Annotated in this window: 11 protein-coding genes, 2 rRNA genes and 2 pseudogenes; 9 read left to right on the forward strand and 6 right to left on the reverse strand. The window is 59.3% G+C overall.

The window, feature by feature from the left end; all coding sequences use genetic code 11:
• A pseudogene (locus AC1DHT_RS28620) lies at nucleotides 1-5,787 on the forward strand (LapA family giant adhesin); the annotation flags it as partial.
• Nucleotides 5,788-5,936: 149 nt separating this feature from the next.
• Entirely contained in the window at nucleotides 5,937-6,275 is a 339-nt protein-coding gene (locus AC1DHT_RS28625) for a tryptophan synthase subunit beta (RefSeq protein ID WP_427546583.1), read from the forward strand.
• Between the two features lie 78 nt (nucleotides 6,276-6,353).
• Here AC1DHT_RS28625 and lapD read toward each other — a convergent pair whose 3' ends face one another.
• Both lapD and lapG read right to left on the reverse strand, forming a co-directional pair.
• Nucleotides 6,354-8,303 carry a cyclic di-GMP receptor LapD gene (gene lapD, locus AC1DHT_RS28630; protein WP_427546580.1) on the reverse strand — a complete coding sequence of 650 codons (1,950 nt, stop codon included), beginning with the start codon at nucleotides 8,301-8,303 and terminating at the stop codon, nucleotides 6,354-6,356.
• Nucleotides 8,304-8,317: 14 nt separating this feature from the next.
• The gene (gene lapG, locus AC1DHT_RS28635) at nucleotides 8,318-9,010 is read right to left on the reverse strand and encodes a cysteine protease LapG (RefSeq protein ID WP_427546578.1); all 693 of its coding nucleotides are present in this window, start codon (nucleotides 9,008-9,010) and stop codon (nucleotides 8,318-8,320) included.
• Nucleotides 9,011-9,041: 31 nt separating this feature from the next.
• Here lapG and AC1DHT_RS28640 point away from each other — a divergent pair, with 31 nt between their 5' ends.
• The 7 genes from AC1DHT_RS28640 to AC1DHT_RS28670 all read left to right on the forward strand — a co-directional run bounded on the left by AC1DHT_RS28640 (nucleotide 9,042) and on the right by AC1DHT_RS28670 (nucleotide 17,172).
• Nucleotides 9,042-9,236 (forward strand): hypothetical protein, encoded by a 195-nt coding sequence (locus AC1DHT_RS28640; RefSeq protein ID WP_427546575.1) that lies wholly within the window; start codon nucleotides 9,042-9,044, stop codon nucleotides 9,234-9,236.
• 46 nt (nucleotides 9,237-9,282) lie between these two features.
• A complete protein-coding gene (locus AC1DHT_RS28645) occupies nucleotides 9,283-9,993 on the forward strand; it encodes a GntR family transcriptional regulator (protein WP_427546573.1) in 711 nt (236 codons plus the stop codon).
• On the forward strand, nucleotides 9,990-10,760 hold the full coding sequence (locus tag AC1DHT_RS28650) for a thioesterase II family protein (protein WP_427546570.1): 771 nt from the start codon (nucleotides 9,990-9,992) through the stop codon (nucleotides 10,758-10,760). The genes AC1DHT_RS28645 and AC1DHT_RS28650 overlap by 4 nt, the downstream gene beginning before the upstream one ends.
• Nucleotides 10,761-11,496: 736 nt before the next feature.
• Nucleotides 11,497-12,273 (forward strand): DUF3050 domain-containing protein, encoded by a 777-nt coding sequence (locus AC1DHT_RS28655; protein WP_427546567.1) that lies wholly within the window; start codon nucleotides 11,497-11,499, stop codon nucleotides 12,271-12,273.
• Nucleotides 12,270-13,199, forward strand: coding sequence for a diiron oxygenase (locus tag AC1DHT_RS28660; protein ID WP_427546564.1), 930 nt, complete (start codon nucleotides 12,270-12,272; stop codon nucleotides 13,197-13,199). The genes AC1DHT_RS28655 and AC1DHT_RS28660 overlap by 4 nt, the downstream gene beginning before the upstream one ends.
• Nucleotides 13,200-13,213: 14 nt before the next feature.
• Complete coding sequence (locus tag AC1DHT_RS28665) at nucleotides 13,214-16,675, forward strand: amino acid adenylation domain-containing protein (RefSeq protein WP_477761573.1); 3,462 nt, start codon at nucleotides 13,214-13,216, stop codon at nucleotides 16,673-16,675.
• A gap of 29 nt (nucleotides 16,676-16,704) precedes the next feature.
• A complete protein-coding gene (locus AC1DHT_RS28670) occupies nucleotides 16,705-17,172 on the forward strand; it encodes an SRPBCC family protein (RefSeq protein WP_054594981.1) in 468 nt (155 codons plus the stop codon).
• Between the two features lie 72 nt (nucleotides 17,173-17,244).
• Here the strand turns inward: AC1DHT_RS28670 and AC1DHT_RS28675 are convergent, their stop codons facing one another.
• The 4 genes and pseudogenes from AC1DHT_RS28675 to rrf (AC1DHT_RS28690) form a co-directional block, all read right to left on the reverse strand.
• Nucleotides 17,245-18,030 carry a methyl-accepting chemotaxis protein gene (locus AC1DHT_RS28675; RefSeq protein WP_371917687.1) on the reverse strand — a complete coding sequence of 262 codons (786 nt, stop codon included), beginning with the start codon at nucleotides 18,028-18,030 and terminating at the stop codon, nucleotides 17,245-17,247.
• A 69-nt stretch (nucleotides 18,031-18,099) separates the two neighbouring features.
• Nucleotides 18,100-19,125 (reverse strand): annotated as a pseudogene (locus AC1DHT_RS28680) (cache domain-containing protein); the annotation flags it as partial.
• A 355-nt stretch (nucleotides 19,126-19,480) separates the two neighbouring features.
• Nucleotides 19,481-19,596 (reverse strand): 5S ribosomal RNA (gene rrf / locus AC1DHT_RS28685).
• A 105-nt stretch (nucleotides 19,597-19,701) separates the two neighbouring features.
• Nucleotides 19,702-19,804: ribosomal RNA gene (gene rrf / locus AC1DHT_RS28690) — 5S ribosomal RNA — on the reverse strand; the annotation flags it as partial.

A 19,804-nucleotide genomic window follows, 5' to 3' on the forward strand; every position in this document is an offset into this window, starting at 1 on the left:
AACACCATTACCGAAGGCGGCCAGATCACCTACACCGCGACCTTGAGCAACCCGGCGGGCACGCCGATGACTGTCACGCTCAGCAATGGCGCCGTAATCAACATCGAAGCTGGTAAAACCACCGGCTCGGTGGTGGTCGATACCCCGGCGAATGACGTCTACAAAAACGGCAGCACCGTCAGCACCACCATTGAAAGCACCACCGGTGGCAATTTCGAGCAGCTGACCCCGAGCACCACCCCGGCGGTTACGACGATCACCGATTCGATCGACAATACCGGGCTGACACTCACCGCCAAYAACACGATTACCGAAGGCGGCCAGATCACCTACACCGCGACSCTGACCAATCCGGCCGGYACSSCGATGASMGTGACCCTGTCGAAYGGCGCCGTGATCAACATCGAAGCCGGCAAAACCAGCGGTTCCGTGGTGGTCGACACCCCGGCSAAYGACGTCTACAAAAACGGCAGCACCGTCAGCACCACCATCGAAAGCACCACCGGTGGCAACTTCGAGCAGCTGACCCCAAGCACCACCCCAGCCGTTACGACGATCACCGACTCGATCGATAACACCGGCCTGTCCCTGACGGCGACCGGCTCCGTGGCCGAAGGTGGCCACATCACCTACACCGCGACGCTGACCAATGCGGCCGGCACGCCAGTGACCGTGACCCTGAGCAACGGCGCAGTGATCAATATCGACGCTGGCAAAACCACCGGCACCGTAGTGGTCGACGCACCAAAAGACGACGTCTACCTCGACGCCGGCAAGGTCCAGGCAACGATCTCCACCGCCACCGGCGGCAACTTCGAGAACCTGGTCACCAGCAGCACACCTGCGGTCACCAACGTCACCGACACCATCGACACCTCGACGGTGAAACTGACCGCGACTGACTCGGCAGCCGAAGGCGGCACTGTCACCTACACCGCAACCGTCTCGGCGCCAGTGACCGGTTCGGCAGTGATCGTGACGTTGGCCAACGGCCAGACCATCACCATTCCAGTCGGCCAGTCCAGCGGCACCGCGACCACCACTGCCCCGAACGATGCATTGATCGGCCACACCCCGCTGACCAACGCGATTACCAACGTCAGCGGCGGTAACTACGAAAACCTGGTCGCCGACAAAACTCCGGTCAGCACCAACGTGACCGACACCGTCGACACCACCAACCTGACGCTGAGCGCCACCGGCTCCGTGGCCGAAGGTGGCCACATCACCTACACCGCGACCCTGACCAATGCGGCCGGCACGCCAGTGACCGTGACCCTGAGCAACGGCGCAGTGATCAATATCGACGCCGGCAAAACCACCGGCTCCGTGGTGGTCGACGCACCCAAAGACGACGTCTATCTCGACGCCGGCAAGGTCCAGGCAACGATCGCAACGGCGACCGGCGGCAACTTCGAGAACCTGGTCACCAGCAGCACACCTGCGGTCACCAACGTCACCGACACCATCGACACCTCGACGGTGAAACTGACCGCGACCGATTCGGCAGCCGAAGGCGGCACCGTCACCTACACCGCCACCGTCAGTGCGCCGGTCACCGGTTCGGCAGTGATCGTAACGTTGGCCAACGGCCAGACCATCACCATCCCGGTCGGCCAGTCCAGCGGCACCGCGACCTCCACCGCACCGAATGACGCGCTGGTCGGCCACACTCCGCTGACCAACGCCATCACCAACGTCAGCGGCGGCAACTACGAAAACCTGGTCGCCGACAAAACTCCGGTCAGCACCAACGTGACCGACACCGTCGACACCACCAACCTGACGCTGAGCGCCACCGGCTCCGTGGCCGAAGGTGGCCACATCACCTACACCGCGACCCTGACCAACGCCGCTGGCACGCCAGTGACCGTGACCCTGAGCAACGGCGCAGTGATCAATATCGACGCCGGCAAAACCACCGGTTCCGTGGTGGTCGATGCACCAAAGGACGACGTCTACCTCGACGCCGGCAAGGTCCAGGCGACGATTGCAACGGCGACCGGTGGTAACTTCGAGAATCTGGTCACCGATAAAACGGCTGCCGTGACCAGCGTCACCGACACAATCGATAAAACCGAAGTCAGCATCAGCGGCAGCAGTCAGGTCACCGAAGGCCAGACCGCCAGCTACACCGTGACCCTGACGCATCCGGCGCAAACAGAAGTGACGCTGAAGATCGTCTACAGCGGCACGGCCACCGACGGCTCGGACTTTACCGGTGTGTACACGGTGAAAATCCCGGCGGGCGCCAGCAGCGCCAGCTTCAATATCGCGACCATCGACGACAAGATCACCGAGCCTACTGAAAACATCGTGGTCAAGATCGACTCGGCCAGCGGTGGCAACTTCGAAAACCTGGTGGTCAGCAGCACCAATGGCAGCGTCAACACGTCAATCATCGACAACGATGCTCCGCCCGTCATCGACCTTGACGCCAACAACTCCAGCGGCGCGACCGGTGCCAATTACAACGTCACCTTCACCGAAGGCACCACCGGCCCTGGCGTATCGATTGGCGACACCGACCTCACGATCACCGACCCGGACAGCACCATGCTGACCGGCGCCACCATCGTGTTGACCAACCGTCAGCCCGGCGACTCGCTGAACCTGGGCAACAGTGTCAACGGCATCAGCATCAACGCCAACAGCAAGGATGGTTCGATCACCCTGACGCTGTCCGGCAATGCGACGCTGGCCGACTACATGCAGCAGATCAAGAACATCACCTTCACCAACAACAGTGAAGACCCGAGCACCACGCCGCGGACCATCACCGTGACGGTGACCGATGGCAGCAATTACTCCAACGTCGCCACCACCACCGTCAATGTGGTCGCGGTCAACGATGCGCCGGTCACTACCGGCGGTGCGGTCACCGGCACTGAAGACACGGCGCTGATCCTCGGCTGGTCGAATTTCGGTGTGAGCGATGTCGACAGTCCTGCTGCCAGCCTAGGCGTGAAAATCACCCAGCTGCCGGGCGACGGCAAGTTGCAGTACCTGGACGGTTCGACCTGGAAAGACGTGGCCAACAACCAGACTTTCAGCAAGGCCGACATCGACGCAGGCAAGCTGCGCTTCATGCCTGATGCCAACGAATCCGGCACCAATGGCTACGGCGGCACCGGCGTGGGCAACCAACAGGCCGATTACGCACAGATCCAGTTCCAGCCAACCGACGGCCAACTGCTGGGCAGCACCGGCACGCTGAAAGTCGATATCACTCCCGTTGCCGATGCGCCAACACTCAGCGTCGCCKACAACAATGTGAATTCGACAGGCCTGATCAAGGAGGTCTGGACTGGTCTGGCCGGTCTCGGCACCAGCGGTAGTGGCGCGCCAGCTGAAACCCTGAAATCCGTGATCGATGCTGCCGGTACTCCGAACAGCAGCGGTACTGTGAGCAACGTGCAGTCCGACAGCAACGTTGCAGCCGGCACAGCATCTAAAACTTCCGGGCTGATCTACCTCGAAGCCGGCAAGACCTACAGCTTCAGCGGTATCGCTGACGACAGTTTGCTGGTGACCATCGGCGGTAAAAACGTGGCCGGTGCCACGTGGGGCGCGGGTGGCCAGATCTCCGGCTCGTTCACGCCGACCACCAGCGGTTACTACACCCTGGATATCTACCACCACAACCAAAATGGTCCAGGCAGCTACGACGTCAACCTGTCGGTCAACGGCGCACCTGCCATCGACCTGAGCAGCGCAGGCGTGCCGATCTACACGGGCGTCACCGACCTGATCAATGCTGGTGTGACGGTCTCCGACCTGCACGGCACCAATGGCGAAGGCTACTACGACGGCTACAAGCTCAACACCGGCGCCGAGGGCGGCAGCGTTCATCTGTCAAAAATCACCACCGCACTGACCGACACCGACGGCTCCGAAAGCCTGAGCGTGAAAATCGGCGGTATGCCAGCCGGTTCCGTACTCAGCGATGGCGCAGGTCATACCTTCACCGTGGCGACCACCGGCGAAGCGAACGTCACTGGCTGGAACCTCGGCAGCCTGACACTCACCCCGCCACCGTACTTCAACGGCTCGATCAATCTGACGGTGACGTCGACTTCCACCGAGTCCCTCGGCGGCTCGGCGCCAAGTACTGCGCAGATCCCGGTCACGGTTTACCCGGCGGTGTATAACGCGTCGGTCGCCACTTCAGGGGATGACAATTTCGTCGGTACTAACGGCAACGACATCATGATCGCCGACATCGGCGGGCTGACCGTGGTGCCCGGCACCAACTACAACATTGCGTTCATGGTCGACAGCTCGGGCAGCATGAGCGCCTCCTCGATCAACGCGGCCAAAGACTCGCTGACATCAGTGTTCAACACGCTCAAGAACAGCCTTGGCGCCAGCACTTCGGGCACGGTGAATGTCTTCCTCGCGGACTTCGATACCCAGGTCAACAAGCAGGTTGCGGTCAACCTGAATGACCCGAATGCCCTGACCCTGCTCAAGTCGGTGCTGGACTCGATGGCTTCCGGCGGCGGCACCAACTACGAAGACGTGTTCAAGACCACGGCCAACTTCTTCCAGAGCAGCATGGCCACTGGTAACAGCAGCGCGACCAACCTGACGTTTTTCATTACCGACGGACAGCCAACGTTCTACCAGTCCGGCGAACAGACCAACCCGACGTTGTACAGCGGTGGCGCCAAGCTGGACGACGTCGTCACGACCAGCAACTACACGCTAGGGAACACGTTCTCCAAGTACCTGGACAACACGCACTACCTCTCCATCGGCAGCGATGGTTCGACAACGCTGCAGACCTATACCGGCAACCGCTGGGTCAGCAAAGACCTGGGAATGCTCCACGCTCAAGGAGATGGCACCTATGAGTTGTCGAAACTGGCCGGTACGGGCTACAGCTCCGATAGCAGTACCACCAGCAACTCCAACGACAGCTTCGCGTTGCTCGGCAAGTTGTCGCAGGTCGAGGCCATCGGCCTGAACAACGATGTCAGCCTCAGCGACCTGAAACCGTTCGACACCGACGGCAAACCGCAAACCAACATCGACCCGGCCAACCTGGCCAACTCGATCATCGGTCACACCGAAGCGACCATGCCGGGCGCCGATACGGTCAGTGGCGGCGACGGAAATGACATCCTGTTCGGCGACCTGGTGAGCTTCAACGGCATTGCCGGTGAGGGTTACCAGGCCATGCAGGCCTTCGTGGCCCAGCAGACCGGCGTGGATGTCAGCAAAGTCACCACCAGCAACGTGCACCAGTACATCACTGAGCACTACACCGCGTTCGATGTGTCCGGCGCTCATGACGGTAATGACACGCTGTTGGGCGGTGCCGGTAACGACATCCTCTTCGGCCAGGGCGGCAACGACATCCTCGACGGTGGCAAGGGCAATGACATCCTGCTGGGCGGTACGGGTAACGACACGCTGATCGGTGGTCAGGGCAACGACATCCTGATTGGCGGATCGGGTGCCGACACCTTCGTCTGGAAGGCCGGCGATACCGGTAACGATGTGATCAAGGACTTCAAGGCCAGCGAAGGCGACCGGATCGACCTGCATGATCTGTTGCAGGGCGAAAGCGGCAGCACCATCGATAACTTCCTGAAAATCAACACGGTTGATGGTGTGTCGACGTTGCAGGTCAGCTCCGAAGGCAAGCTCAACGCGGCCGGCGGCGTGGCCAACGCTGACGTGACGATCAAACTGGAAGGCAATAACTGGTCCGGTCAGAGCATCAATTCGCTGATCGCCGGTAGCGACCCGACCATCAAGATCGACCACAACAACACCTGATCAAGCCCTTGACGGCCGCTCGTAATGAGCGGCCGTCACGTTGCTGTCAGTCACCATCGGGTGACGATTTCGTCGTGGCACCGCATACTCGTACGCGTTGGCCTATCCTGCTGACAGCACGACGCGGGTTCATTCATGAGGGATTTTCGATGTTCTACGTGCAACGCGATGCGCAAGGCCAGTTGGTGCGCGTGGAAGCTACGGCTTACGCAGAGGCTACGGAAACGCTGCCCTCCGATCACCATGAGATCCAGGCCTGGTACGCCAACGAAGTGATGGAGACCAGCCTCAAGCAGCTCAAGCAAAGCGACCTGGAGATGATCCGGGTACTCGACGACCTGATTCAGGTGCTCGCCAGCAAAGGGGTGATTCGCATCACCGACCTGCCAGCGGCCGCGCAAGCCAAACTGATGGACCGGACCCAGGCCCGTGAAGCGCTGGGTGGTTTGAGTCACCTGATTAATGAAGATGAAGGCGGGTTGATTTAAAAGATCGCAGCCTGCGGCAGCTCCTACATGGATTTGTGCATGCCCGTAGGAGCTGCCGCAGGCTGCGATCTTTGCGTGTCACTCCCGCCAGGGCTTCGGCTCACCAAACAACTGCCCTTGCACGCCGTACACACCCATCTCGCGAATCACCCGTAACTCCCCTTCGGTCTCCACTCGCTCGGCAATCAGCGGCAGATCGATGCTGTGCGCGGCGCGCTGGATGGCTTCGATGAACAGACGCTTATCGCTTTCCTGATCAATGGCGCGGATGTAACTGCCATCGATTTTCAGATAAGCCAACCCCAGCCGTGCCAGGTTGCCGATCATGCTGAAGCGACCGCCAAAACGCTGCAGGCTCAGGGAGAAGCCCAGCTCACGCAGATGACGGGTCAGCTGTTCGAGCACGGCCTGATCAGGTAATTGCTCTTCGCCGATCTCCAGGGTCAAGCGTGGTCCCAGACTGGAATGCTCGCGCAGGATTTCGAAGACTTTGTTCAGGGCTTGCGGATCAGCCAGGGTGGCGGCGGACAGGTTCAGCGCCAGCGAGTCTTCATGGCCGGCCATCTGCGCCAACACCCGTTCCAGCATCAGACGGTCCAGCCGCGCGGTCCAGCCAAAACGCTCCAGCCACGGTAGGAAGCGCCCGGCAGGGATGGTCTGACCCTGCTCATCGAGCAAGCGCGAGAGCACTTTGTAATGCAGCACCAACTGCGTGTCCTGACTGGCCACGACCGGTTGGAAGTACAACTCGAATCGCTGCTGATCCAGTGCCTGATCGAGCAAGGTATGCCACGCATGGTGATCGTCGCCGACAATGGCCGCTGCGCCGTGATCCAGGCACGCCCAGTTCATCTCACCCTCGGCTTCTGCCTGTGACAACGCCTGATCCGCCAGGCTCAACACCGCCTGCGGCGTGTCGCCATGGGCAAACGGCGCCAGCCCGATCGACGCCACCGACGCCACATCGGTTGCCCCGGTTGCATGCAGACTGGCCAGCGCGCTGTCCAGGCTCTGCGCCAGTTGCAGCGCCTCTTCGCGCACCAGACCAGGCGCCAGCACGGCGAATTCACCGCCGCGAATGCGCGTCACCAGGTTCTGGGTTTCCGGGAATCTGGCGCACTCACGCGACAGTTGCTCGCCGACCGCCCGCAGCAACTGGTCGGTGCGTTGACCGCCCAGACGCTGGTTCAAACCGGCCAGGTCCTTGACCCGCAACAGCAACAGATAACCTGAGCTGGCCTGCTCCGGGTTGCTCACCCGGGCGTTCAATTGCATCTCGAAATAACGCCGGTTAGCCAGCCCGGTCAAGTTGTCCTGGTAGGACTCGACCCGCAGTCTTTCACTGCGCTCAGCCTGCTCCTGAAACAACGCCTTGAGCTTCTCGACCATCTGGTTCATCGCCTGCACCACGCGCCGCAGTTCCGGGGTACGCGGCAGCTCGGGCAGGCTGAGAAATTCGCGGCGGGCGATGGCGTGGGATTGCTTGACCATGTAATCCAGCGGTTTCAATTGTCGACGCAGCAACAGTGCGCCGAGTACTGCGCTTAATGCGCCGCAGATCAGCAACCAGCCCAGACTGCCCAGGGCGCTCTGCCAGAGCTTGGCCACGGCGAACATCGGGTGGCTGATCACCTCGACCCTGGCCGCCTGCTCCCAGCCACGGCTGACCAGTGCATCACCGCCAGCAGGCTCCAGAGCGATCAATTTGACGAACCAGCCGGGCACGCTGGTAACTTCCGGAATGCCACTGCGCTCGACGATGGCCTTGTCGGTTTTGAGGTCGACCACGCGAATACTCGCGTAATAACCGCTGTCGAAGATCGAGCTGACCATCAGCTCGACCATCGCCGGGTCGTCGATGTTCGGCGTCAGCGAAAGCGCCAGCGCGGTCGCAGCGTCCTGTGCGTGGGAGCGCAACTGATTGACGTACTGGGTCCGCGAACTCTCCAGGCCGACCATGAAGCTGCCACTGAAAGCGACGACCAGGAACAGACAGATAGCGATCAACAGTTGTTTGAACAAAGACATCTAAGCGCGTGCTCCTAGTGAGTCGTCTCGACCGGAAATCCTTCGGCCTGCATTTTCTTCAACACATCCTGCCAACGGGACAGACGCTTGGTGTCACCGACTTTTTTGTTGCCCTTGGCGCCCGGTAACCAAAGCCCTTCGGCATTGAAGGAGTAGACCGGCAACAAATCGGTGCGCTGGCTGGCCGGCTGGATCGCATCCATCAGGCTGTCGAGCACCAGCGGCATAGCGTCAGGGCTTGAATAGTAGGTCAAGACCATGTGCGCGCGATTCTGGCGCAGGGCCTTGACGTATGTGATGCGCAACTTGTCACTGGAAACTCCAAGATGGCGCAGGCTGAAATACTTGGCGATCGCGTAGTCCTCACAATCGCCAGCGCCTTTCCACAAGGCTTCGATCGGTGTCGCCCAGTAGTCCTCGACGTGCCACAGGTCGATGTCTTCCACGTAATGCATCTGCTTGTTGAAGAACAGGTTGATCACGTTGAGCTGTTCCAGCTCAGAGGTTTGCTTCTGTGTCGCCAGCAGGTGCTGCCAGGCATCGATTCGTTGCTTGCCTTCACCCAACGGCCCGTACAATGTTTCGGCCCGGCGACTGATCAGCGAAAAATCCCAATCGGCATGCAGACCGCCCAGCAAGACGCCGGCAATCAGCAGTGCTGAACACAACCAGCGCAGGGGCCGAGGGAAAGCGAAACGTGCCAGCAATGCAGTGAGTCCAAAGGGCGGTTGGAAATCGATGGATGGTGAAGCCTTGATCGATAAAAGACAATGGCACGGTGCAATCACCGCGAGCACGCTAGACTTGGGGAAAGCGGAAGCAGTTGAAAAAAACGTAGCCAGTGATGCTCTGTTCGGTGGCAATGCCAGTGGCATAAAACTAACGGAAACTGATTTGTTTTGCCGGTTTGACAACCAGCAAGGCAGTCACTAGTGTGCATTGGATCCAATATTTTTCATTTTAATCAGGGTGCGTTGTCGTGACACAGAAGCCCAACCCTTTAAGTACTATCCCGGTCAGCGGCCCAATCCCTGCTCACCTTGCGCGATCGGTGATCGAAGAAACCCTGCGCTCGGCGATTCTCGACGGCCGTTTGCCTTGCGGCACCGCGCTGCGCCAGCAAGACCTGGCCGACCTGTTCGGCGTCAGTCGCATGCCGGTGCGCGAAGCCTTGCGCCAGCTCGAGGCGCAATCACTGCTGCATGTTGTCGCACACAAAGGCGCGGTTGTCGCGCCATTGGTCGAAGGTGACGCCGCCGAAACCTATGCCCTGCGTATCCTGCTGGAGTCCGAGGCCCTGCGCCTGTCGATCCCGCTGCTCGACGACGAAGATTTTGCCGAGGCCGAGCGTTATATCAACGACCTCGAAACACAGACCGATTATGCCGAGATCGGCAGGCTTAACCGTTTGTTCCACATGACGCTGTACCGCAAGGCGCCCAACCGCAGGCTCCTCAGCCTGGTGGAAGGCGGTCTGTGGGAAGAGGAACGCTTTCTGCGCTTCAACCTTGAAGCCATGGGGCTCGGCAAGCTGTCCCAGGAAGATCACCGTGACCTGCTGCGTGCTGCACAAGCCCGGGACATCGCGCTAACCGTAACAAAGCTTCAGAACCACCTCAACCGGGGTGTCGAGGTCATCACGCGTTACCTGAACAGCCTTGAACCTCAGGGCAAGAAATCATCGACGTGAATCGTACAAGAAAAACCGTGCACACCCGGAACACTCCATGGCTGACCGTGATCAGCGCCAGCCAGACGACGGACGTCAGGCTGATCTGCTTCGGCGAGGCCGGTGCCGACCCCGAGCAGTTCCGCAGTTGGACTCAAGCGCTGAGCGAGCACATTGAACTACTCGCGTTCAGGCTTCCTGGCCATGACAATCCGCAGAATCGGACACACTACGAACAATGGCCACCGCTGCTGGTCGACGCCTTTGCGGCGCTACAACCTTACTTGTCTGAACCCCATGCGCTGTTTGGCCATGGCCTGGGCGCAATTCTGGCCTACGAACTGGCCAAGTTGAGCGAAACCCACTGCCCAGGGCAAACCCGTCACTTGTTCATTTCCGGTTGCCGCAGCCCGGATACCCGACCCGCTTCTGCGCCACTGCACAGCCTGCCGAACATCCGGCACGGTTATGCACCCTCCAACCCGGGCACACTTCTCGATGCAACTGCCAGCGATCAACTCGCCGCCTTTGAAGCGCTGATACACAGTGATCTGAAACTGCTCGAGTCCTGGGCCGACCCTTCCAGTCGCAGCCTGCACATACCGATGACTGCCTTCTACGGCAGCGACGATCCGCTGGCCCCTCTTGAAAGCATGGTCAATTGGCGCGAGTTCACTCGCCGTGAATTCGAACTGATCGAAATGACCGGTAATCATTTTTTCACCACCACTCAGCGTCATCGTCTGCTGCAGATCATCAACACCCATCTGGGCCTGCTCAGCGAGTAAGCGCCTGACGCCTGTGCCATGAGGCACAGGCTCTCGAGAAGCGCTGGCGACACCAATCCCTTCTTCCCTCCCTGAAAACTCCTGCCCCTCCCTGCGCCAGTGATAGCAGTGCTGGCTTTTTGGGCTCACTCTTGGTTTGCCGACTAAAAAGGACGAGCGGCGTGTAAATCTGCCTGCACAGCCCTCGCGTGATGGACGAACAAAAGGAGGCTTGCCAAAGGACGGGAAGAGATGGGGCCGTGCCCGCCTCCTGCCCACCACATCAAAAAACATCAACTCCCCAGACACAAAGTTGCTCCGAGTGAGGCATTCACTCATTTAAATTCTGACTTATATAAGCCGGAAGGAACAACTTCACCCCAATAAAACTTAATCCAAAAGTTTTATAGAAACTTGTCACGCCCAAAAAAAACACACTTGACAAATAATATAAAAAACACTTGCTCGCTACTTGTTTCATGTATTAGTTTTTCTCCGCCGACAACTTCAAGTTCCTGCGTACTTGTCGGCACGGTCAATGCCCGGGGTCTGTAAGACTCACCATGGCATCTGGCCGCCAAGCACCATAGACGCAAGCAACGCCTTGCCTGGCAAGGTCCGCCAACGCAATGAACTGCATCAACGTTTGTTTGAGGTACTTGTTCGCCTATTAAAAAAACCAGGCAGCACCGTGTTTGAACTTTCCTAATAAACCTCTGCCAACCGAACAACTTAACTCACAATTTATAGGTCTCTCATGAAACCCAATAAAGCACTTCTCGACCAAAAAAAAGCACTGCTGAGCGCCCACCCTATCTTTGCCGAGATTCATTCACTGTCGATACTTCAACGCTTTATGGAAACCCATGTATTTGCGGTATGGGACTTCATGTCACTGACCAAACGCCTGCAACAGGAACTCACATGTGTGCAACTGCCCTGGCTGCCGCCCCAAGATCCTCAAGCAGCGCGCCTGATCAACGAAATCGTCCTTGGCGAGGAATCCGATGACCGGCTCGATCACGGTCACTACAGCCATTTTGAGTTGTACCTGGATGCGATGCGTGAAATCGGCGCCAGCACGGCGGCCGTGGAACGCTTCGTCGCCCTGCAAAAGGAAGGCGTGAGCTACGACGTCGCCCTGCAAAGCGTGGACGTCGACCCGGCCGCATCGAACTTCGTCCGGCACACCTTGCACACCGCGCTGTATGCGCCGGGGCACAGCGTTGCCGCAGCGTTTTTGCATGGCCGTGAAAGCGTCATTCCGCAGATGTTCCAGCGCATTCTCGACGATTGGGGAATAGGCATCGAACAGGCGCCGACCTTTCGTTACTACCTGCAGCGGCATATCGAAGTCGACTCCGAAGACCACGGTCCCGCCGCCGAAACACTCCTGGCACGCTTGGTCGATGGCGATCCGCAACGACAGGAAGACGTCTATGCCGCGGCCATCGCCGCTGTGGAAAGCCGTATCGCACTGTGGGACGGCTTGCGCCTGAGCATGCGTGAATCAGTCGCCGAGGTGAGCGCATGAACGCCGCCGACTACCAATCCTTCGCCGACGCCTGGGAAAACCGCGCGACCATCCGTACACGTCCGCGGCGCATGGTCGAAAACGACGACAAACTGATCTATCCCCTGAGCCGGCAACCGCTGGTGCTGAGCGAAACATTTGTTCGCGAATGCCCGGAACAACGCGACTTCGCACTGGTGCAGACGCTCTACAAGTTCATCAACGACGTGGTGATTTTCGAAACCGAGATCGTCGACAAGACCGCCCGCAGCATCGCCAAGAATCGCTTCGCCGTGCCCTTCCCGTTCGCCTGTCGCTATGACGCCATGACCGTGGTGGTGGATGAGGATTACCACGCGCTGGTGGCGATGGACTTCATGCAGCAGACCGTGGCCATGACTGGCATCACGCCGATCGAACTGCCGTGTGAAATCGAACTGAGCCGGGCGATTCCTGCAGCGTTGGCGCTGGCACCGGAACATCTGCGCAGTGCCGTGGAGCTGATCTGCGTGGCCATTGCGGAAAGCACCGTGACCAACGACGTCGCGGCATTCGCCAAGGACGACACGGTCAAGCAATCGATCAAGGGCCTGATGGCTGACCACTTGCTCGACGAGGGCCGTCACTCGGGGTTCTGGTCACGGCTGGTACGGATCTATTGGCACTCGGCTAACGATGACGACCGCCAACTGATCGCGAAGATTCTGCCGGTATTCATCGCTCACTACCTGACTAACGACATTCAGAAGTCGTTCGATTTCCGGTTGATCGAACACCTGCACATCAGCGATGCCGCCAAGGCCGCACTCAAGAACGAAGTGGCAGGCCTGGCCTTCCCGATCAATCGCCATCACCCGCTGGTCGCCAACATCGTGCGGTTTTTCCGCAGCAGTTCGCTGCTCGATTCACCGTGCGTGCAAGACGCCCTGAGCGACTACCTGATCTAGCCGAGGAGAACATCATGAGACGTCTCGACATTCTGCTCATCGGTCAAAGCCAGGCCTTGAATGAGCTGGCGCTGGAGCTGGAACAACACGGCCATACGCTGACGCGATTGAGCGACAGCCACGCCCTGAACGAACAAACGGTCGGTAACGCCGAGCTGCTGATCGACGACGGCAGCCTGGCCATCCCGGCGCTGAGTCTGCTCGACCTGGGCAAGTGTGCACAACTGAGCGTGCGCCTGGGCCTGGGACCTGAAGACGCCAGCGGTCTGCCACCTATCGACGTGCTGTGCCGCTACATATCGAGCAGCGACCAGCGACTGATCGCCCGCGTCCCCGTCGCCGACGAAGCCTCGGGTAATGGCCAGGTGCTGCGCCTGAGAGTCATCGCTGAATTGGTTGACCGCGTGGCGCTTGAGGTCAGCCGTTTTTCCCGCGATGCCGAGTACTTCACGCAAGCTGCAACGGCCACGCCCGGTCGTCATCAGCGTGAAGAAAGCTTGTTGACGCTGGAGAGTCTGGCCTATGCCCACCGGCTCAACCTCAACGCGCAACCGCAGCTGCTGCAACTCGGGCAAATCCCGATGATCGAGCGGCTCGAACAGAGTTTCAAAACCTTCCGTGAACGCCCGGCGCTGCACATTGCCGGTGAGGTGCTCAGCTATAGGGACTTGCACACCCAAAGCCTGGCAATTCAGCAACGGCTGCTGCCACTGATCGAGCAGTACCGAGCGGTTGAGGGACCGGTGGTCGTGGGCATTTGCCTGCCAAAATCCAGTGCATTGTTTGCCGGCATTCTGGCGATCCTCGGCAGTGGCGCGGTGTACCTGCCACTCGAACCCAGCCACCCGCTGCAACGTCAGCAGTACATCCTGGAGAACGCCGGCGCCGTGCTGTTGTTGCATGATGGCCTGCACCCGCTGAGCAATGAGATGCCGGGGCTCGACATCAGTGGTATCGACGCCCGCGAGGCGAATCCAGGCTTGCCGCTGATGCGCCAGCGCCCCGGCAGCCAGGCGCCGTGTATGGCGCTCTACACATCGGGCACCACCGGTCATCCCAAAGGTGTGTTGCTCAGCCAGAACAATCTCGGGCACTTCACCGCGTGGTATGCCGATTACGTCGGGCTGACGGAACGTAGTCGGGTGTTGCAGTTTTCATCACTGAGTTTCGACTCCTCGTTGATCGATATATTTCCGGCGCTGATCCAGGGCGCCGAGCTGATCGTACCCAACGACGACCAGCGTCGTGACCCGCTGCAATTGGTCGAATTGATCCGCCATCATCAGCTCAGTCACGCGTTTCTGCCGCCAGCGCTGCTGAGCATTCTGCCGTTGGATCAGTTACGCGACCTTGTACATGTGATGACCGGTGGCGACGTCTGCGAACCCCATGTGATCAAACAGCTGACCCAGCAAGGCAAGCTCTACAACCTGTATGGCCCGACCGAAGCCACGGTGCTGATCACCGCCCGACAACTGCAGGTCGGTGACAGCAATCGCAGCCTCGGGGCACCGATTGCCAACAGTCAGGTGCTGATCCTCGACGAGAACTTTCAGCCCGTGGTCGAGCAGACCGTCGGTGAGCTGTACATCGTCGGTCCGGGGGTGTGCCTGGGCTATTTGAACAACCCGCAGCAGACCGCCGAGCGCTACCTGCAATTGCCCTTGCCGGACGGCCAAAGCCTGCGTGCCTATCGCACCGGCGATATGGCGAAGTGGACCGCCGACGGCATCGAGCTCTGTGGGCGACGAGACAATCAGGTGAAGATCCGCGGCTACCGGGTCGAACCGGAAGAAATCGAACGCTGCCTGCGCGACAGCCAGTTGTTCCGCCAGGTGGCCGTAGTGATCGACAGTCATCGACGGATTCTGGCGTTCCTCGCACAGCCCCAGGAAGACCAGCCGGGCGCGGCACGCGAAGCGCTGAAAGCTCACGCCCAGCAGTTCTTGCCGGACTACATGCAGCCCACCGCCTGGACTGAATTGGCGAACATGCCGTTCGCCAGCAACGGTAAAGTCGATCGCCGGACGCTGCTGGCGATGCCGGTCAGTGTCCTCGAAAACCTTCAGCGTCGGTTACCCGAGTCCGCCGACGAGTCGCAACTGCTGGAGCTCTGGGCCGATCTGCTGGAGTTGCCGGCAGGCGACATTTCCACCGACGAAAACTTCTTCAATCTGGGCGGGCACTCGATCCTGTTGTCGCGCATGTTGCTGCAAATACGCGAGCAGTTCGGACGCAGTATCTCGATCAACCGCTTCATCGAAGTCCCGACCATCGCCAGGCTGGCCACGCTGGTCAGAGGTTCTGCCGGCGAAGAAGTGCTCAGCGAAAAGGCCCTGGCCGATGCCTTCCGTGAGCTCGATGTACAGCCCTTGCCGGTCAGCCGAATGGGCGATGTGCACAAGGTCATCGTTACCGGTGCCAATAGCTTTGTCGGCGTGCATATCGTCGAGGCGCTGCTGGCCTGGGGCGCCAGCGAAGTCGCGTGCCTGGTGCGTGACAGTGCCGGGCAAAGCGCTGCGCAGCGCTTTGCCGAGTCCCTGCGTGAAAACCGCCTGGAGCATCTGGACCTGACTCGGGTGCAGGTCTACGCGGCGGACATCACGCAACCGGCACTGGGCCTGACGCCGGAGGTATATGAGCGGCTGAATCGGGAGTTCGGCGCGTTGGTGCACAACGCCGCCAACGTCAACCACGTACTCGATTACGAGTCGTTGGCACGGGATAACGTCGAGCCGATTTTCGAGTGCTTGCGGCTCTGCGAAGGGCGCAGCAAGAAGATCTTCAATTTCGTCTCCACACTGTCGGCCTCCAGCACCATCGACGCCGAGGGGCGAGTGCTCGAACAACCCGCCGCGCAGACTCCGCCGATCTACATCAAGAACGGCTACAACCTGTCCAAATGGGTCGGCGAACGGATCCTCGAGCGTGCTCGCGAGCGCGGGGTGCGGGTCAACCTCTACCGACCAGGCAACATCAGTTTCAACAGCCTCACCGGCGTCTGCCAGCCGCACAAGAACCGTCTGATGCTGATGCTCAAAGGCTCGATCCAGCTCGGCCAGGTGCCGGAGTTCGCACTGAACTTCGACTTGATGCCTGTGGACTTCCTCGCGCGCTTCATCGCCTTTCACGCCAGCCGTTATCAGCCCAAACAGGCGGTGTTCAACCTGCACAACCCTGAACCGCTGAGCTGGGACGCCTACGTCGCTTCGTTCCGCGAGGCCGGCCGCGAGTTTCAAATGGTCAGCGTCGCCGACTGGCAACAGCAACTGGGTCGGGTCGACAGCGATAACGCGTTGTTTGGCGTGCTGGGTTTCTACCTCAACGGCTTCGAGGAGGACATCGGCGACATCTCGATGATCGGCCACGCCAATGCCCAGGCCGGTGTGCAGCAAATGGGCACGCACTACCCGCAAAAGTCTCCGGCGCTGCTGCGTCGCGGCTGCGACTACCTGAAAGAAATCAACTTCATCTGATTCACCACCCGTAGAAATGGAGCAAGACCATGAGCACTCTGCAACCCGATACCCTGATCAAAAACCCGCACGGCTGCCATGTTGTGTCGTCGGTGGAAATACCCGCCGAGGCGTCGCGGGTTTGGGAAGTGGTCGGCAACTTCGCCGGCTTCGACAAGTTCATCCCGGCGCTGTCGCACATCGAGATGACCGGCGAAGGTGTGTCGTCGCTGCGCAAGAAGTTCTTCAAGGACGGCAACCTGGTCGTCGAACAACTCAACTCCCGCGACGACCAGGCGCTGAGCATGACCTGGACTACCGTCTACAACACCTTGGGCGTTGGTCAGTTGTGGGCTGCCATGAGTGTCGAGCCCCTGAGCGCCGGCAAGTCGCGCGCAACCTGGACCATCATCGCAGAACCCGCCCAGGGCGGCGCAGAAGCAATGCCGGGGTTCAAGGACTTCGTGCAGGGGTTTGCCGATGACTCGATGAGCAACGCGCGCAATTTGTTTGCGTAGGGAATTTTCGTCATAAAAAAACGCGATGAGTCAGACCGACTTCATCGCGTTTTTTTGCATCCATGCAACGGTTTAAATCTTGAAGCTATCCACCAGTTGCTTCAGGCGGTTGGCCTGCAGCGACAAGGCATCGCAATCCTTCAATGTTTCGTTGAGGTTGGCCACGCCCTGCTGGTTCAGCAGGTTGATCTGATTGATGTCACCGTTCAGGGTTTCCACCACTGCCGTCTGCTCTTCCGTTGCGGCCGCAACCGACTGGTTCATGCCATCGATTTCGGTGATCCGCTGGGTCACGCTGATCAACCGCGCACCGGCCTGATTCGCCACTTCGACGCTTTCCTCACTGGATACCTGGCTGGCATTCATGGTCGATACCGCTTCACGCGAGCCGACCTGCAATGAGGTGATCATCTTGTGAATCTCCTCTGCCGACTCCTGAGTGCGATGGGCCAGGTTGCGCACTTCGTCCGCCACCACCGCGAAACCACGTCCGGCTTCACCCGCCCGCGCCGCTTCGATGGCCGCGTTGAGAGCCAGCAAGTTGGTCTGTTGCGAGATGCCTTTAATCACATCGAGGATGTGCCCGATGTTGTCGGTGCTGGCGTTCAGGGTTTCAATCTGGGTGCACGACAGGCTGATTTTTTGCGACAACTCGGTCATCGCCAAAATCGTTTGTTCCACCACCTGACGACCGTCGTCAGCCTGCTCACTGGCACCGCTGGCGTGTTGCGAAGCGTCCGCTGCGTTACGGGCGATCTCCTGAGTGGCTGCACCCAGCTGATTGATCGCTGCTGCCACGCTATTGGTCCGTGCGCTTTGCTCATCGGAGCCGATGATCGAAGCATTCGATGATGCCATGACCCGTTGCGACAGGTCATGTACCTGGCGTGTGGCCGACGACACTTCGGAAATCGACGCGTGAATCCGCTCCACGAACTGGTTGAAGGCACCGCCAAGCTCACCGAACTCGTCTTTGCTTTCCACCACCAGACGGCGAGTCAAATCGCCTTCGCCTTGAGCGATGTCCTGCATCGCACGGCCCATGGTGGTCAGTGGACGCATCAGCACTTGAATCAACAGACTCAGCAGCACGGCAATTGCGGTCACCGCGATAAACATCGCAATCAGTGCCGACGTGCGGAATTTGCTCAGTGGCGCATAAGCCTTATCCCTGTCGATCGTCAGGCCGATGAACCACTCAGCATTCGGTAAGCCGGTAACCGGGGTAAAGGACAGGATGCGCGCCTGCTTGTTCAGGAGCACTTCCTGATTCCCCCGCTCGATGCGTACGTTCGAGCCTGGGTAAATGTCCTTGAGGTTCTTCATCACCTGGTCTTTGTCCGGGCTGACGATCACCTGGCCGTCAGCACTGACCAGGAACGCATGACCGATACCGCCGAAGTCCACCGAGTTGATGATCTTCACCAGGGTTTCCAGACTCAGGTCACCACCGACGACGCCGAGCAGTTCACCGTTCTTCTTCACCGGCATGGCAATCGTTACCACCAGCCCGCCAACAGCGGCCATGTAGGGCGGCGTGAGCATGGTTTTGTCGGCAGCTACGGCCTGCTTGTACCAAGGGCGCTGACGTGGATCGTAACCATCGGGCATTTTGGCGTCAGGACGTTGGGTAAACACGCCATTGGACTGACCGACGTAGGTGAACTGGAAATTCGAGGTGAAAGCCGGCTGGTCGACCAACCCGGCAAAGTCCGCGTTGGCACCTTGGTGCGCGACGTTCTGGGCGAGGTTTTCCAGTACCAGGATTCGCCCACTCAGCCAGTTCTGGACGCTGCTGGCCGTCAGATCGCCGGCTTGCTGGACGGAGGAGTCGAGGTTTTGCTGGATGGTATTGCGCTGCAGGTAGTCGTTGTACAAAGTGAACAACGCAAAAGCCAGAACCACTACGCCTGAAGCGGCCAAAAGGATTTTATGGCTGAACTTGAGATTCATTTCATGGGACTTCTTATGCAAGGAGTGGGGATGCGTTCCGGGTGCAACATTCCATGTGACGCCGTAGACCGTTCTAAGGCGGCTCTACTTTGGTGCACGCATGTCTCACCAGTCTTTCGGCACAGACTCGAGAAAACTTAGGCTTTTATGCAAAACGCTCAGCTTTCCTTGCATGAATCCGCCAAACGGCGTGCTAGGGCGCTCAACCTACGTTTTTTGATGACGCTTGATCAAGCGGAGCAGGCGCTCTGCACCAATCACCGCGCAGGAGGGCGAGGCGCATTGGTAAGGTTTAGCGGCCTCTGAAATGACAAAACCCCTGTCTGCTTACGCAGACAGGGGTTTCGGAATTCAATCTTGACGATGACCTACTCTCACATGGGGAAACCCCACACTACCATCGGCGATGCATCGTTTCACTGCTGAGTTCGGGATGGGATCAGGTGGTTCCAATGCTCTATGGTCGTCAAGAAATTCTGTGACCAGCCCGTATGAAGCATACGTGCCAGCAAAATTGGTGACTTCTACTTAAAACAAAACCCCAACTGCTTTCGCAATTGGGGTTTCGGAATTTAATCTTGACGATGACCTACTCTCACATGGGGAAACCCCACACTACCATCGGCGATGCATCGTTTCACTGCTGAGTTCGGGATGGGATCAGGTGGTTCCAATGCTC

Source organism: Pseudomonas sp. 05N432 (assembly GCF_056396945.1).

What these genes read in the sequence shown, in the direction of transcription:
- AC1DHT_RS28670 (WP_054594981.1), top strand. Translation starts at nt 16,705, where the DNA reads ATGAGCACTCTGCAACCCGATACCCTGATCAAAAACCCGCACGGCTGC.
- AC1DHT_RS28640 (WP_427546575.1), top strand. Translation starts at nt 9,042, where the DNA reads ATGGATGGTGAAGCCTTGATCGATAAAAGACAATGGCACGGTGCAATC.
- AC1DHT_RS28655 (WP_427546567.1), top strand. Translation starts at nt 11,497, where the DNA reads ATGAAACCCAATAAAGCACTTCTCGACCAAAAAAAAGCACTGCTGAGC.
- AC1DHT_RS28675 (WP_371917687.1), bottom strand. Translation starts at nt 18,030, where the DNA reads ATGGCATCATCGAATGCTTCGATCATCGGCTCCGATGAGCAAAGCGCA.
- lapD (WP_427546580.1), bottom strand. Translation starts at nt 8,303, where the DNA reads ATGTCTTTGTTCAAACAACTGTTGATCGCTATCTGTCTGTTCCTGGTC.
- AC1DHT_RS28665 (WP_477761573.1), top strand. Translation starts at nt 13,214, where the DNA reads ATGAGACGTCTCGACATTCTGCTCATCGGTCAAAGCCAGGCCTTGAAT.
- AC1DHT_RS28660 (WP_427546564.1), top strand. Translation starts at nt 12,270, where the DNA reads ATGAACGCCGCCGACTACCAATCCTTCGCCGACGCCTGGGAAAACCGC.
- AC1DHT_RS28625 (WP_427546583.1), top strand. Translation starts at nt 5,937, where the DNA reads ATGTTCTACGTGCAACGCGATGCGCAAGGCCAGTTGGTGCGCGTGGAA.